Source organism: Dechloromonas sp. CZR5 (assembly GCF_008711155.1).
Lineage (GTDB): Bacteria > Pseudomonadota > Gammaproteobacteria > Burkholderiales > Rhodocyclaceae > Azonexus.
Genome location: NZ_VUYQ01000002.1, coordinates 284,594 through 299,406 on the forward strand (window position 1 = coordinate 284,594; position 14,813 = coordinate 299,406).

Here is a 14,813-nt window from a genome sequence, read left to right on the forward strand (position 1 = left end):
CAAGTCTGGATCACGCTTGTTACACGCGCGTTGCCCGAAAATGACGACGCTGTTTCAATTTCCCGGTCACCAGGGCAGGGAACCGAAGGCCTTGCGATAGCGTTCGCCGATCTCCTCGCGGCTGGGCTGGTGGTTCTGGCCGCCGCGATGGGCGATCTTGATCGCCCCCATCACGGCGGCCAGCCGGCCGGTGGTCGGCCAGTCGAAGCCGTTGGCGATGCCGTAGAGCAGGCCGGAACGGTAGGCATCGCCGCAGCCGGTCGGATCGACGATCTGTTCGGCTTCGACGCAGGGAATGTCGTAGCGCTGGCCGTCGGCGTAGATTTCCGAGCCTTCGCCACCGCGCGTCACGATCAGCGCCTTGACCTCACCGGCAAGCTGCTCGAGACTGCGGCCGGTACGGTCGCATAGCAGCCTGGCCTCGTAGTCGTTGAAGCAGGCGAAATCGGCCAGGCGCATGAAATCAAGCAGTTCGTCGCCATTGAACATCGGCATACCTTGGCCCGGGTCGAAAATGAACGGTACGCCGGCAGCCGAAAAATCCCGGGCATGCTGCATCATGCCTTCGCGACCGTCGGGGGCCACGATCCCGAGCCTGGCATTGGCTTTTTCAACCTTGTTGAGGTGTGAAAAGCTCATCGAGCCCGGGTGGAAGGCCGTAATCTGGTTGTCGTCAAGATCGGTGGTGATGAAGGCCTGGGCGGTGAAACTACCGGGAATCTGGCGCACATGGGTACGCGGCAGACCCAGCTTGTCCAGGCGTTCGAGATACGGCGCCGCATCGTCGCCGACCGTCGCCATGATCATCGGTTCGCCACCGAGCAGCATCAGGTTGTAGGCAATGTTGCCGGCACAGCCGCCGAATTCACGACGCATTTCCGGCACCAGAAAAGCCACGTTGAGGATGTGGATCTGCTCGGGCAGGATGTGATTCTTGAAACGGTCCGGGAAGACCATGATGTTGTCGAAGGCAAGCGAACCGCAGATCAGTGTCGTCATGAAAGTCAGGGATAAAAGATGTAAAGGCGATAGCCGGAGGCGCCCAAGTCCTTGGTTTCGATCCACAGCCGGACGGCCACGTCGCCGTTGGCGGGAAAGGCATCGGACGCCGTACCCGGCGGAAGATATTCGGCGGCATACATGACGCGCCGGACCACGATGGCATCGTTGGTATCGGTCAAGCTCAACTCAAGTGCCGGCCAGGCCTGGGCAAAAGCAGCACGGTTCTTCAGGGTAGCCTGCAATACGAACAGGCCACGCGCGTTATCCGACTGCAGATCGGAGGTTTCGATCGAAACCAGCGAAGGATTCCTGGGCAGCGGAATATCCACGCCCAACGCGGCATAGAGCGGCTGAAGCCACGCCATCCGCAACACGATGTCTGTACGGTAGTGGAATGCCAACTGGCCAAGCAGGGCGATCAGCAACAACAATGCCCCGACGACAAACGGCCAGGCGGCCCTTGCCGGCGGCTCGCTGTCGAACGCACCTCGGCCATCGCTGGTCAGCGTTCCTGCCGACCAGCGGTTGTAGGAGCTGGCGTCGACCAGCTCGCGCGCTGCAACCAGCCCAGCCTCGCGGGCCGCCAGCGTCGACTGCTCCGGCGTTTCGTCGCGAGCATCCGCCAGTTCAGCACGTTCGGCTGGCGAGGCGACCAGGGTTTCGGCCGCGTCGAAACGGACCTCTTCGGGCATTTGGGACTCGACCGGAACATCAGGCACGGCCGGTACGGCGCCCTCCTCGGGCGCCGGCTGGATGGCAGGCGCCTCCGGATGGGGAGCCGGTTCATCGGGCATCGCCAAAGGCTCAATGGATTCGTTCCATGCCCAGTCAGGGCTTGCCACAACCGTTGCCGCCGGATCGAAGTCCGCCGGTCCGGTCTCGGGCAGCAGCTCCGATTGCTGTACCAGACTGGTTTCGGCCGGCGTTCCGGAAACAAGCGCCATCATCTCAGGCACTGTTTCGGCAGGCACTTCGGACGGCAAAGGCTGTGGAGAAAATTCGGCAGGCTGGGACGTCAGGGGTTCGTCATCGGAATCGGATTGCCACTGATCGAAGGCATTGAATACGGCCTGGCAATTACCGCAACGCACCTTGCCGGCCTTGCGCCGCAACTGCTCGGACGTGACACGAAATACCGTGCCGCACTCCGGACAGCGTGTGCGCATCAGGGCTTGATTCCCGCCAGACATACCCAATCCTCGCGTAGATCCGCCACCTGCAACGGAATCCACGGCGCGTAGATCGCCACGATCTCGTCCGCCTGCTCGCGAAGAATGCCTGACAACGCAAGCCGCCCGCCAGCGCGGACATGTGCGCAGATGGCCGGTGCCAGCACGCGCAAGGGATTGGAGAGGATGTTGGCCACCACCACATCATACTCACCAGCTACCGGCGCTGCCGAATCGGCGAGAAGGGCCGTGACGCCATTGCGTTCTGCGTTGGCCTTGGCCGCCTCGACAGCTTGCGGGTCGATATCGACGCCGGCAACATGCGCCGCACCGAGGCGCGCCGCTGCAATGGCCAGAATTCCGGAGCCGCAGCCATAGTCGAGCACGGTATCACCCGCCGACACATTGCGTTCGAGCCATTCCAGGCAGAGCCGCGTCGTCGGATGCGAGCCGGTACCAAAGGCCATGCCGGGATCAAGAATCAGGTTGATCGCGGCCGGATCGGGCGACTCGTGCCAGGACGGAACGATCCACAGACGCTCCGAGACGCGAATCGGATCGAACTGCGACTGGGTCAGCTGCACCCAATTCTGCTCGGCCAGCGCCTCGATGGAAAACGCCGGGGTCGCGGCAAGGCCGATAGCCCTGGCGGCCTCGCCGAGTACCGCAGCCGCATCGGCATCCGGCTCAAGCAGAACCACGATCTTGGAATGCTCCCACCCCGGTGTGTTGATCGAACCGGGCTCGCCGAACTGCGGCTGCTCGTCGGGCGTGCCCGCATCGGCATCCTCGATGCAGGCCGACAGCGCCCCCGCTTCGAGCAGGGCGTCGCACATCGGCTCGGCATGCGAGGCATCGGTCAGGAAGCTGACATTTTGCCAGGACATTGCTTACGCCTTGACCTCGCTCTTGTCCGCCAGCTTGTGCTCCAGATAATGGATGCTGGTACCGCCTTCAACGAAGCGGGCATCGAGCATCAGCTCCTGATGCAGCGGGATGTTGGTCTTGATGCCCTGAATGCTCATCTCCGACAGCGCGATACGCATGCGGCGGATAGCCTGTTCGCGGGTATCGCCATAGGAAATCACCTTGGCGACCATCGAGTCGTAGTGCGGCGGGACACGATAGCCCTGATAGATGTGCGAATCGACGCGGATACCGGGGCCGCCCGGCGGATGATAGAACTCGATATTGCCGGGAGAAGGCACGAACGTGAAGGGATCTTCGGCGTTAATGCGGCATTCGATAGCATGACCGCGGAAGGCGATATCCTTCTGCTTGTAGCGCAACTTCTCGCCGGCGGCGACGCGGATCTGTTCCTGAACGATATCGACGCCGGTAATCATTTCGGTCACCGGATGCTCGACCTGGACGCGAGTGTTCATTTCGATGAAGTAGAACTCGCCGTTCTCGTACAGGAACTCGAAAGTACCTGCACCGCGGTAGCCGATCTTGCGACAGGCTTCGGCACAGCGCTCGCCGATACGAGTAATCAGGCGGGCCGGAATGTGCGGCGCCGGTGCTTCCTCGATCACCTTCTGGTGGCGGCGCTGCATCGAGCAATCGCGCTCGCCGAGGTAGATGGCGTTCTTGAATTCGTCGGCCAGCACCTGGATTTCCACATGACGCGGATTTTCCAGATACTTTTCCATGTAAACCGCCGGATTGCCGAAGAAGCTGTTGGCTTCCTGGCGAGTCAACTGGACGGCGTTGACCAGTGCGGCTTCGGTGTGCACGACGCGCATGCCGCGACCGCCACCGCCGCCGGCGGCCTTGATGATCACCGGGTAGCCTACTGCACGGGCGATCTTGACGATCTCCTTGGGGTCTTCCGGCAGGGCGCCATCGGAACCCGGTACGCAGGGCACACCGGCCGCCTTCATGGCATCCTTGGCCGACACCTTGTCGCCCATCAGACGAATCGTCTCGGCGCGCGGACCAATGAAGACAAAGCCGGAGGTTTCGACGCGCTCGGCAAAATCGGCGTTTTCGGACAGGAAGCCGTAGCCCGGGTGGATGGCCTGGGCATCGGTCACTTCGGCAGCGGAAATGATCGCCGGCACGTTCAGGTAGCTCAGCGACGAGGCAGCAGGGCCGATACAGACCGATTCGTCGGCCAGCTTGACGTACTTGGCGTCGCGATCGGCCTCGGAATGAACAACGACCGTCTTGATGCCCAGTTCGCGGCAGGCGCGCTGGATACGGAGGGCAATCTCCCCCCGGTTGGCAATAAGGACTTTTTCAAACATGGCGGCTGTCTCAGCCGATCACGAACAGCGGTTCACCGAATTCGACCGGCTCGCCATTGTCGACCAGAATAGCCTTGACGACGCCGGACGCATCGGCTTCGATTTCGTTGAGCAACTTCATGGCTTCGATGATGCACAGGGTATCGCCCTGCTTGACGGTCTGTCCGATCTGCACGAAGGCATCGGCGCCGGGGGACGGAGAGCGGTAGAAGGTACCGACCATCGGCGACTTGACGACATGGCCTTCCGGCAATTCATCTTCGTCATCCAGATTGACTGCCGAGGCAGCCAGCGCCGAACCGGCAACCGGCATCGCGGCCGGCATCATGTATTGATGCATCGGGGCGGCGGCAACAGCGCCGACATGCTTGGCGATACGCACTTTCTCTTCGCCTTCGGTCACTTCCAGTTCCGAGATGCCGGATTCCTGAACGAGGTCGATGAGTTTTTTGAGTTTGCGCAGATCCATGAAGTACTCCTTTTGTTGCGTTCGCAGAACGCAAAATGCAGCCGGCCGAAGCCTGGCTATTCGATATGAAGCTTGTTGAGCAGGTATTCGAGGGCCAGCAGATAGCCCTCATGACCCAGGCCACAAATGACGCCGATGGCCAGATCGGAAAAATACGAGTGATGCCGGAAAGGTTCGCGGGCATGCACGTTGGACAAATGCACTTCGACAAAGGGAATGGCAACGGCAGAAAGCGCATCGCGCAGCGCCACGCTGGTATGCGTGTAGGCCGCCGGGTTGATGATGATCGCCCGCACGCCCTGTTCACGGGCGGCATGAATGCGTTCGATCAACGCACCTTCATGGTTGCTTTGAAACGTTTCCAGATCGACGTCCGCCCCCTCGGCCATCCGGGCAAGCGCCATGTTGATATCCGAGAGGGTGACACGGCCATAATGCTCCGGCTCACGGGTGCCCAGCAGGTTCAGATTGGGCCCGTGCATGACCAGGATGCGAATCTTGTCAGCTGACTTGGAAGATGATTTTCGCTTCGTCATGGCAGCAAGTTTGCCGCAAATCGCAGCATTTTGTCCAGTTTATTCCGAAATCAGGACCCTGAGGGCATCGGCACGGATACGGTCGCGCGGCCGCCCATCGCGGTACTTCAAACTCACCCGCTCAAGATGCGGCGGCATAATAACAAGATTGGCGTCGACTGTGTCCGTTTCCATCACCAGAACGGCTTCGACACGCTCATTTCGCGGCTCGACATGATCGACATCGATGCCGCGGTTGAGCAGGAAGATTTCGACCTCCTTCGCGCTGTCGGCAAACAGCAGGATATCGATGCGCGAATGTTCGCCCGCCGTCCCCTCGAGAACGGAGCCGGCCAGATAGGGATTGAACGGGGCCAGCAACTCGAGCAACTCGAGCGCCGAGTGGCGCATCGCCTTTAGCATCGCGGCATGCCCGTCACCCTGATAAAGACTGCGATAGGCACGCAACTCGGCCTCGACTTCGGCGTTATCGGGAAACTGCGTATGCTCGGGCAGCCCCAGCTGGCGGGCCGCCTTCTTCTTGGCCAGATAAAAATCGGTAATGCCGTCCTCGGCCATCAGACGGGCTGCGGCGCTGGCGATACTGGCCCGGGTGCCGTGACTCTGGCGTTGCCGTTCAGGACGGGTCATGGGGACTCGATCAAGGTAAAATCGCCCCCATTCTAACGGGTCTCTGTGACATGCACATTCATATTCTCGGTATCTGCGGCACCTTCATGGGCGGCATCGCACAACTGGCTGTCGACTCGGGGCACAAGGTCACCGGCTGCGATGCCAACGTCTATCCGCCCATGAGCGACCAATTGCGGGACGCAGGCATCGAACTGATCGAAGGTTTCGCTGCGGATCAACTGGCTCTGAAGCCGGACATCTTCGTCATCGGCAACGCCGTTTCGCGCGGCAACCCGCTGCTCGAAGCCATACTCGACAAGGGGCTGCCCTACGTCTCCGGCCCCCAGTGGCTGGCTGAGAACTTATTGCAGGGGCGCTGGGTACTCGGCGTCGCCGGCACCCACGGCAAGACGACGACCAGTTCGATGCTGGCGTGGATACTGGAAGACGCCAACATGGCACCCGGCTTCCTGATCGGCGGTGTACCGCTCAATTTCGGCGTCTCTGCCCGCCTTGGCGATACCCCTTTCTTCGTCATCGAAGCCGACGAATACGACACCGCTTTCTGCGACAAGCGCTCAAAATTCGTCCACTACCGCCCCCGGACGGCTGTTTTGAACAACCTGGAATTCGATCATGCCGACATTTTCAGTGATTTGGCGGCGATCGAGACGCAATTTCACCATCTTGTCCGCACACTCCCTCAATCCGGGCTGATCGTTTCGAATGCTGCGGAAGCCAGCCTGGAGCGCGTGCTGCAACGCGGCTGCTGGACCCCGGTCGAACGTTTCAACGACCCGAACGGCTATCGGGTCAGCGGCGACGATGCACGCGGCGAACTGGTTCTGCACGGCCCGGATGGCCTGATCGGCCGCTCGCGCTGGGATCTTTCCGGCGATCACAATCGCGCCAATGCCTGCGCTGCCCTGCTGGCCGCCCGCCATGTCGGCGTGTCGCCGGCGCAGGGGCTGGATGCCCTGTCGCGCTTCGAGAACGTCAAGCGCCGCATGGAAGTCAAAGGGGTCGTGCGGGGGATTACGGTCTACGACGACTTTGCCCACCACCCGACCGCCATCGCCACCACGGTTGCCGGCCTGCGCCGCAAGATCGGACGCGGTCGCATTCTTGCCGTACTGGAACCGCGTTCGAACACGATGAAGCTGGGCACGATGAAATCCCAGCTGCCGGATAGCCTGAGCGAAGCCGATGCCGTCTTCTGCTACGGCGCCAACCTCGGCTGGGATGCCCGCGAAGCCCTGGCACCGATGGGGACACGAGCCGTCGTCGAGGACGATATCGATCGCCTGGTCGACCAGATCAGTCTGGCCGCTCAACCCGGCGATCACATCCTGATCATGAGCAACGGCGGGTTTGGCGGCATTCACGGCAAGCTGCTGAACGCCCTGGCAGACTGAACGCTGCACCGCAAAATGAAAAATGCCGCCGGGCAGTTACCCGGCGGCATTTTTATGGGTCCGACAACAGCGAGATCAGCGTTCGGTCGATTCCACGACAGCCAACGCGGTCATGTTGACCAGACGACGAACGGTCGTCGTCGAGGTCAGGACATGCACCGGCTTATCAACGCCGAGCAGGATGGGGCCGATGGTCACGCCTTCGCCGCCGGTCATCTTGATCAGGTTGTAGGAGATGTTGGCCGCGTCGATGTTCGGCATGATCAGCAGATTGGCCTCGCCCTTGAGCGGTGAATCCGGATTGGCTTCACGACGGATGGCTTCGTTCAGCGCGGAGTCGCCGTGCATTTCGCCATCGACTTCCAGCTCACCGGCCGACATGGCGCCGATCAGGCCTGCCGCAACACTCATCTTGCGAGCCGATTCCGACGAGGAGGAACCGAAGTTGGAGTGCGAAAGGAGCGCCACCTTCGGATGGCTGCCGAAACGCTTGACCTGCTCGGCTGCCAGCAGGGTCATCTCGGCGATTTCCTGCGCGTTCGGATTCTCGTTGACGTGGGTATCACAGATGAACAGGGAGCGGCCGGGCAGCATCAGGTAGTTCATGGCGGCCAGGGTATTGACGCCGCTGCGCTTGCCGATGATCTGGCCGATCACGCCCAGATGGTGGCTGTATTGACCGGTCGTGCCGCAAATCAGGCCATCGGCGTAGCCGAGCTTGAGGAGCATGGCACCGATGACGGTCGGTTTGCGGCGCATGGCTTCCTTGGCGATGGCCGGCGTCACGCCCTGGCGGGACAGCAGCCGATGATAGGCCTGCCAGCATTCGCGATAGCGCTCGTCGGATTCCGGATTGACGATATCGAAATCGACCCCCGGCTTGATGCGCAGGTTGGCCTTTTCCAGACGATGGGCAATCACGTCCGGCCGACCGATCAGGATGGGGCGGGCGAAACGCTCTTCGATGACCACCTGCGCGGCACGCAGCACGCGCTCTTCCTCGCCCTCGGCGTAGATGATGCGCTTGCCCTTGGCCTGACGGGCGGCCTGGAAGATGGCGCGCATGCCGACACCGGTGTGGTAGACGAATTCGGACAGCTTGTTGCGGTAGGCCGCCCAATCGGTGATGGGGCGGGTGGCCACGCCGGAATCGATGGCGGCTTGCGCCACGGCCGGCGCGATCTTGACGATCAGGCGCGGGTCGAAGGGTTTGGGAATCAGGTATTCCGGGCCGAAGTTGAGGTCATGGCCGGGATAGGCCATGGCTACTTCGTCGGTCACTTCGGCTTCGGCCAGTTCGGCAATGGCGCGCACCGACGCCATCTTCATTTCCTCGGTGATGCGCGTGGCGCCGACATCGAGTGCGCCGCGGAAGATGAAGGGGAAGCACAGGACGTTGTTGACCTGGTTTACGTAATCGGAACGGCCGGTCGCGATGATGGCGTCCGGGCACACTTCCTTGACCAGTTCCGGCATGATTTCCGGCGTCGGGTTGGCGAGCGCGAAGACCATGGGACGCTTGGCCATCGACCTGATCATGTCCTGATTGACAACGCCGGCAGTGGACAGGCCGAGGAAAATGTCGGCACCGACCATGGCGTCAGCCAGCGTGCGGGCCTCGGTATTCTGGGCGTAGCGCGCCTTGGTTTCATCCATGCCGCCCGGACGGCCGACGTAGATGACCCCCTTGGAGTCGCAGACCGTGATGTTCTGGCGCTGAACGCCCAGATCGCACCACAGGTTCAGGCAGGAAATCGCTGCCGCGCCGGCGCCGGAACAGACCACCTTGATCTCGTCGATCTTCTTGCCGACGATTTTCAGGCCGTTAAGCATGGCGGCGGCCGAAATGATCGCGGTACCGTGCTGGTCGTCGTGGAAGACCGGAATGTTCATCCGTTCCTTCAGCTTCTGCTCGATGTAGAAGCACTCCGGCGCCTTGATGTCTTCCAGGTTGATGCCGCCGAGCGTCGGCTCCATGGCGGCGATCATGTCGATCAGCTTGTCCGGGTCGTTCTCGGCCAGCTCGATGTCGAACACGTCGATACCGGCGAATTTCTTGAACAGGCAGCCCTTGCCTTCCATGACCGGCTTGGCGGCGAGCGGGCCGATGTTGCCGAGGCCGAGCACAGCGGTACCGTTGGTGATGACGCCGACCAGGTTGGCGCGCGAAGTCATTTCGGCGGCGGTGGCAGGATCTTCGACGATCAGGTCACAAGCGGCGGCAACGCCCGGGGAATAAGCCAGCGCCAGATCGCGCTGGTTGGTCAGACCCTTGGTCGGGCGGACAGCAATCTTGCCGGGGGTGGGCCAGCGATGGTATTCGAGTGCGGCTTCGCGCAAATCCTTTTCCACGAAATCTCCTTGGCGTTCGGGTATAGGGAAAACCCTAAAGATTACTCCAAAGGGACATTATTCGGAAGCGTAATTATGAATTACGGAAAACTCTACGTGTAATCCGCAATCCCCCCCCCCGTTCCAAACAACGTGGCGCACGTATCGCACCCTCTCCTCCCGAAAGACGGCCGATTCAGAAGCGGTGGGAGATGCTCAGACGCAGAGTGCGCGGCTCGGTGGGATGGATGTGGCGATCGTAAGTTGGTGCCGCTTCTCCACGCAACTGCGAGTCGTACCAGTACTCGATGTCATTCACCTTGCGGTCGAAGAGGTTATAGACATCGAGGGTCACTTGGGTGCGCTTGTCAATTTTGTAGCCGGCACGCAAGTTGGTCAGCGCCGAACTGCCGGAACGCACGGAATTGTCTTCGACCAGCGGGCGCGGCCCGAAATAGCGCAGACGCAGGGCGCCGAACCACGGGCCAAGATGGTCGAGGGTCAGGCCAATATTGGCGGTCGTTGCTACCGCACCGGGAATATGGTCGCCTGCAGCCGGATCGCGCTCGCGGAAACGGGCGTGCGACCAGGCCAGATCGGCGTCGACGGCCAGCCAGTCGGCAACTGAATAGAAATTGGTCCACTCGACACCATGGCGGCGCGACGGGCGCGAGGCCTCGGTGGTGCCGGCATCGCCAACGAAGAGCAGCTCCGAGGCGACATCGAGCTGCCACAGGGAAAACGTCGATTGCCAGCCGGCAACCGGTTCGCTGCGTACGCCGACTTCGTAACCCTTGGTGCGCACCAGCGGTTTCACGCGCGGCACTGGCGTCGTACCGTCGGCAGGATCGATCTTGATCGTCGTGCCCCGTGCGTCGTTGGAATGGAAGCCGTGGCCATAGTTCAGATAGAGCTCGGTCTTTCTCCACGGCCCGAAAATCAGCGACAGCTTAGGCGTCACCATCTGGTCGCTGGCCTTGCCGGAATTGGCTGTCAGGCTGGAATCGACCTCGAAATCGAAGGCATCGGCGCGCAGGCCCTGGATCGAACGGAACCATTCGGTCCATCGTGTCTGGTTCTGCGCCCACAGCGACAGGCTGAGCTGGGTCACCTTGTCCTCGCGCACGGTACCGATGGTCTGTCGGGCCGACGTCGCATAAAGACCGACCGGATTGAGTTGATCGGCCCGGCCCTGCAAGCCGATGCTATTTTCCACCTCGAAAGCGCCCCAGCGGTCGAACATTGCATGCGATACCGCAAAGCCGCCGGCCTGGCGCCGCTCACGCTGCTTGAACTGGTCGCCGGTATCGCAGGTGCCGCTATTGGCGTAGTCATTGAGGCAGTATTGGAAATTGGACCACAGATCGAGGCTGGACTGCAGCCACCAGACGTTGGCCTTGGTCTGTGCATTGGCCCGGCGCTTGGCCCATTCGCCGGACAGGCTGTAGCGGCTGGTTTCGCCGCCGGCGGTCGGATCGAGCGTGCCGAAGCGGCCAACCAGTCCGCTGTCGATGGCACGCTGGGCAACCTGGTCGGTGGACGTCCATTTGCCCCGGTAAGCCATGCCGGTCAGCGAAAACCCATCGTTGCGCGTTCCCTGGCTGTAGCGCAGGACGCCATTGAATTTGCGGAAATTCTCTGGCGCCTCCCAGGGGCCGTCGTTGTGGAACAACTCCAGGCCATACAACAGATTGCCGCCGCCCCATTCCGGCGAGCCGGCCAGCAGGCTGCGCCCGTAACCATTCTTGCCGAGCGTGACTTGTGCCAGCGACAAATCCATGCGGCGGAAATAGTCGATATGCGCCGCACCGGCCGATGAGAAATCGCCTTCCTCGGCAAAGTACGGCCCCTTGCGGAAGCGGATACGCTCGATCAGTTCGGGGATCAGAAAGTTGAGGTCGGTATAGCCTTGGCCGTGGGCATGCGTCGGCATGTTGACCGGCACGCCGCCAACCGTGGTGGCGAAATCGGTACCGTGATCGAGGTTGAAGCCGCGCAGGAAATACTGGTTGGCCTTGCCGTCGCCGGCATGCTGCGTCACGATCAGGCCGGGCACCATCTCCAGCGCCTCGCCGGGGCGCAGGATGGGCACGGCAGCCAGACGCTGGCTGGAAACCAGACCCTCGCTGCCCGATGTGGCGATGCCCTCGAGATTCTCGGCCTTGGCCCGCACTTCGACGGCTGACAGCTCGGCGGACTCGTGGGCGCCGACGCCATTCATCGCCAGCAAGATATATGAACTAATTAATTTTTTTCTTACATTCATCGCTGAAAAAAGCCGGTTGCCCGGCCTCCCTTCCCATCTTGGCTAGACCAGAACCGGCCGACGCGTCAGGCGCACAGCCACCACAAAGCTGACGGCAATGATCGCCACCAGCGTGAAACCGAAAATCAGCTCCTTGCCCTCGCTCCATGCATCGATAGCCGGCGACAACATCTTGGCGGCGCCAAAGGCTGCAACCAGCAGACTGACGCCGGATACGACGAGGCCCATGACCCGCGAGGCGATCAGCGCCACCTGGTCGGCACGGGCGATCAGCCGGGCGATCCACAGGCCGTTGATGCCATCGGTGAGCATCATGCCGAGCATGAACAACGCAGCGAGCAGCAGGGCATGCTGCCAGCCACCGAATTGGGTGGCGGTCAGGGCGAAGAATGCCGCTTGCGACAGGGTGTCGAAGGACAGGGCGAACAACGCGCCGACCAACGCCACCAGGCCAGGGTGCGAAACGTGACGCAGGCTGCCGAGCAGACGCCCCTTGACGCCGACCGGCTGGACAATCTGGTCGGGTTCGGTGCGCAGCACGGCGGCCAGGTTGAGGCTGCCCAGCGCCACAAGGAAACCGATGGAAATGACGCCGCCCAGCGTCCCGAACCAGGCCGGCACGTCCCACTGGCCGGCCAGCGCCGATACGCCAAGCGCGATGGCCATGACCACGGCGCCGTGACCAAGCGAGAACAGGGTGCCGCAATAACGCGCCATACCCGGCCTGGTGCGGGCGTTATGGCGGGTCAGGCCATCAATGGTTGCCAGATGGTCGGCATCGAAGCCGTGCTTCATGCCGAGCACGAAGGTCAGGATCAGCAATGACAGCCAGTCGGTGGGTAGCGTATCCATGAGCAACTCGTAAGAAGGATTTGCTCATCTTCATACAAGGAGCGTGCCAGATCAATAAGTCATTGTTCGTATTGATCTCACGCTTTTTAACCGCCCCCGCAGGAGGTCGAAATGGTTAGTGACTATCCACCGGAAGTGCAAGGACGAATTCCGCTCCGCCGGTAGCGGCATTGCTGACACTGAGCTTGCCGCCATGACGATCGACGATGCCATAGCTGATCGACAGGCCCAGTCCGGTCCCCTGCCCCACCGGCTTGGTGGTGAAAAAGGGTTCGAACAGGCGGTTCAGGTGCTCTTCCGGAATGCCCGGACCGTTGTCGATGAAGCGCAGGACCGCCATCCCCTGCTCAACGCCGCCGCAAACCTTCAGGCGCGGCTCCGGCTGTCTGGCAGTGGCATCGCAGGCGTTCTGGACGAGGTTCATGACCACCTGCTGCAACTGGCCGGACGAACCGGAACACACCAGCTCGGGCGGCAAGTCGATATCGACGGCGAACTTGGCCGAGGCGCTCTGCACCACCCAGCGCACGGAACGCTCGACCACGTCGTTGAGATTGACCCGTTCGGGTGTCGCCTTGTCCACCGCCGAGAAGCGTTTCAGGGCATCGACGATATCGCGCGTGCGCTCTGCCCCTTCGATCATGCCGTCGATCAGGTGCGGCATGTCAGCGAGGATGCGGTCGATGCGCAACTCCTCGCGCATCGACCGCAGGGCACGATCCTCGGCGGCATCGCTGCCATGCACCGCAGCCAGGTAGCTTTCCAGGCGGCTGGCGTAACGCTTGAGCGACAGCACGTTGCCGAGTACGAAACTGATCGGGTTGTTCAGTTCGTGCGCGACGCCGGCCACCAGGCGCCCCAACGAGACCATTTTTTCGGCATGCAGCAACTGGCCTTGCGTGCGCTTCAGATCGTCGTGCGCCTGACGCAACGCGGAATACGCCCGGCGCAGCTCGCCGACCGGGCGGCCGGTGACCACCATGCCCATCAGCTTGCCGGTCTGCGACACGCGCGGAGTGCAGTTCATCGAGACCGGGACGGTCGACCCGTCGCCGGCGCGCAGGAAGAATTCGCAGTCATGCACCCCTTCCCGGGCATAACGCGTGAACACGTCGCGCGCCTTGGCCTTCTCGCCGTCATCGGCAAAGAGATCGAAGAGCGGCGTATGGACCAGTTCCTCGGCCGTCTTGCCTGAAATGTGCCGCAGGGAGGGATTGACCTCCTCGATGCTGCCGTTGCGATCGCAGACGATCAGGATGTCCGACATCGAGGCGAGCACGCTCTCGATGAACTGATGCGACTCTTCGAGTGCGGCATTCTTCTCCTCGAGGGCGACTTCGTACTGCAGGAGGTCGTTATAGACCTCGTCCATCTTCTGGATGACTTCGATCCACGCCGTTTCCCCGCCCGGCGGCAACGGCGACTCGGGCAACGGATCAGCGGGCGGGACGGTAGTGGACATGGGCTTCGCCGTGTTCATCGTGGGCGTGGTGATGCTCGGCTTCCAGCGCGATCAGGTTGAGCTTGCCGTGACGGACACCGCGCTCGGCCATCAGCGCGTCGGCGAATTGCCGGACATCGGCCGTCGCCCCCTTGAGGATCACACTCTCCAGACAGTTGTCATGGTCGAGATGGCTATGCAGGGCGGCCACCGTCAGGTCGTGGTGGTCGTGCTGCAGGGCGGTCAGGCGCTCGGCCAGTTCGCGCTCGTGGTGGTTGTAGACGTAGGAGAGGTTGGCAACGCAGTGGCCGGACGGCGTTTCGCGCTGGCGGTCGCTCTCGATGGCGCCGCGGATCAGGTCGCGCACGGCTTCCGAACGATTGCTGTAGCCGCGCTCGGCAATCAGCTGGTCGAACTGGCGAGCCAGCGACTCGTCGAGCGAAATGGTGAAACGTTCCATGGAAATTTGCT

At 61.9% G+C, this 14,813-nt stretch carries 13 protein-coding genes; 1 reads left to right on the forward strand and 12 read right to left on the reverse strand.

The window, feature by feature from the left end; all coding sequences use genetic code 11:
- Positions 1-66: 66 nt before the first annotated feature.
- Genes F1002_RS06420 through F1002_RS06450 form a run of 7 tightly spaced genes read right to left on the reverse strand, consistent with a single transcriptional unit; the run spans position 67 to position 6,055 of the window.
- Entirely contained in the window at positions 67-999 is a 933-nt protein-coding gene (locus F1002_RS06420) for a carbohydrate kinase family protein (RefSeq protein WP_150428188.1), read from the reverse strand.
- Positions 1,000-1,004: 5 nt separating this feature from the next.
- Entirely contained in the window at positions 1,005-2,168 is a 1,164-nt protein-coding gene (locus tag F1002_RS06425; protein ID WP_191090346.1) for a DUF3426 domain-containing protein, read from the reverse strand.
- The gene (gene prmA, locus F1002_RS06430; protein WP_150428190.1) at positions 2,168-3,058 is read right to left on the reverse strand and encodes a 50S ribosomal protein L11 methyltransferase; all 891 of its coding nucleotides are present in this window, start codon (positions 3,056-3,058) and stop codon (positions 2,168-2,170) included. The genes F1002_RS06425 and prmA overlap by 1 nt, the downstream gene beginning before the upstream one ends.
- A 3-nt stretch (positions 3,059-3,061) precedes the next feature.
- Positions 3,062-4,420, reverse strand: coding sequence for an acetyl-CoA carboxylase biotin carboxylase subunit (gene accC / locus F1002_RS06435; protein WP_150428191.1), 1,359 nt, complete (start codon positions 4,418-4,420; stop codon positions 3,062-3,064).
- Between the two features lie 10 nt (positions 4,421-4,430).
- Positions 4,431-4,889, reverse strand: coding sequence for an acetyl-CoA carboxylase biotin carboxyl carrier protein (gene accB / locus F1002_RS06440; protein WP_150428192.1), 459 nt, complete (start codon positions 4,887-4,889; stop codon positions 4,431-4,433).
- Between the two features lie 56 nt (positions 4,890-4,945).
- On the reverse strand, positions 4,946-5,425 hold the full coding sequence (gene aroQ, locus F1002_RS06445; protein WP_150428193.1) for a type II 3-dehydroquinate dehydratase: 480 nt from the start codon (positions 5,423-5,425) through the stop codon (positions 4,946-4,948).
- Between the two features lie 39 nt (positions 5,426-5,464).
- Positions 5,465-6,055, reverse strand: coding sequence for a hypothetical protein (locus F1002_RS06450; protein ID WP_150428194.1), 591 nt, complete (start codon positions 6,053-6,055; stop codon positions 5,465-5,467).
- Between the two features lie 50 nt (positions 6,056-6,105).
- On the opposite strand from F1002_RS06450, the gene mpl reads away from it, so the two are divergent.
- A complete protein-coding gene (gene mpl / locus F1002_RS06455; RefSeq protein ID WP_150428195.1) occupies positions 6,106-7,452 on the forward strand; it encodes a UDP-N-acetylmuramate:L-alanyl-gamma-D-glutamyl-meso-diaminopimelate ligase in 1,347 nt (448 codons plus the stop codon).
- A gap of 75 nt (positions 7,453-7,527) precedes the next feature.
- Here the strand turns inward: mpl and F1002_RS06460 are convergent, their stop codons facing one another.
- The 5 genes from F1002_RS06460 to nikR all read right to left on the reverse strand — a co-directional run bounded on the left by F1002_RS06460 (position 7,528) and on the right by nikR (position 14,802).
- A complete protein-coding gene (locus F1002_RS06460; protein ID WP_150428196.1) occupies positions 7,528-9,804 on the reverse strand; it encodes an NADP-dependent malic enzyme in 2,277 nt (758 codons plus the stop codon).
- Between the two features lie 175 nt (positions 9,805-9,979).
- On the reverse strand, positions 9,980-12,004 hold the full coding sequence (locus F1002_RS06465; RefSeq protein ID WP_223879514.1) for a TonB-dependent receptor: 2,025 nt from the start codon (positions 12,002-12,004) through the stop codon (positions 9,980-9,982).
- An 87-nt stretch (positions 12,005-12,091) separates the two neighbouring features.
- Positions 12,092-12,901: a nickel transporter gene (locus F1002_RS06470; protein ID WP_150428198.1), complete on the reverse strand. Its 810-nt coding sequence runs from the start codon at positions 12,899-12,901 to the stop codon at positions 12,092-12,094.
- A gap of 115 nt (positions 12,902-13,016) precedes the next feature.
- Positions 13,017-14,363: an ATP-binding protein gene (locus F1002_RS06475; RefSeq protein ID WP_150428199.1), complete on the reverse strand. Its 1,347-nt coding sequence runs from the start codon at positions 14,361-14,363 to the stop codon at positions 13,017-13,019.
- Positions 14,338-14,802 (reverse strand): nickel-responsive transcriptional regulator NikR, encoded by a 465-nt coding sequence (gene nikR, locus F1002_RS06480; RefSeq protein ID WP_150428200.1) that lies wholly within the window; start codon positions 14,800-14,802, stop codon positions 14,338-14,340. The genes F1002_RS06475 and nikR overlap by 26 nt, the downstream gene beginning before the upstream one ends.
- Positions 14,803-14,813: the final 11 nt, after the last annotated feature.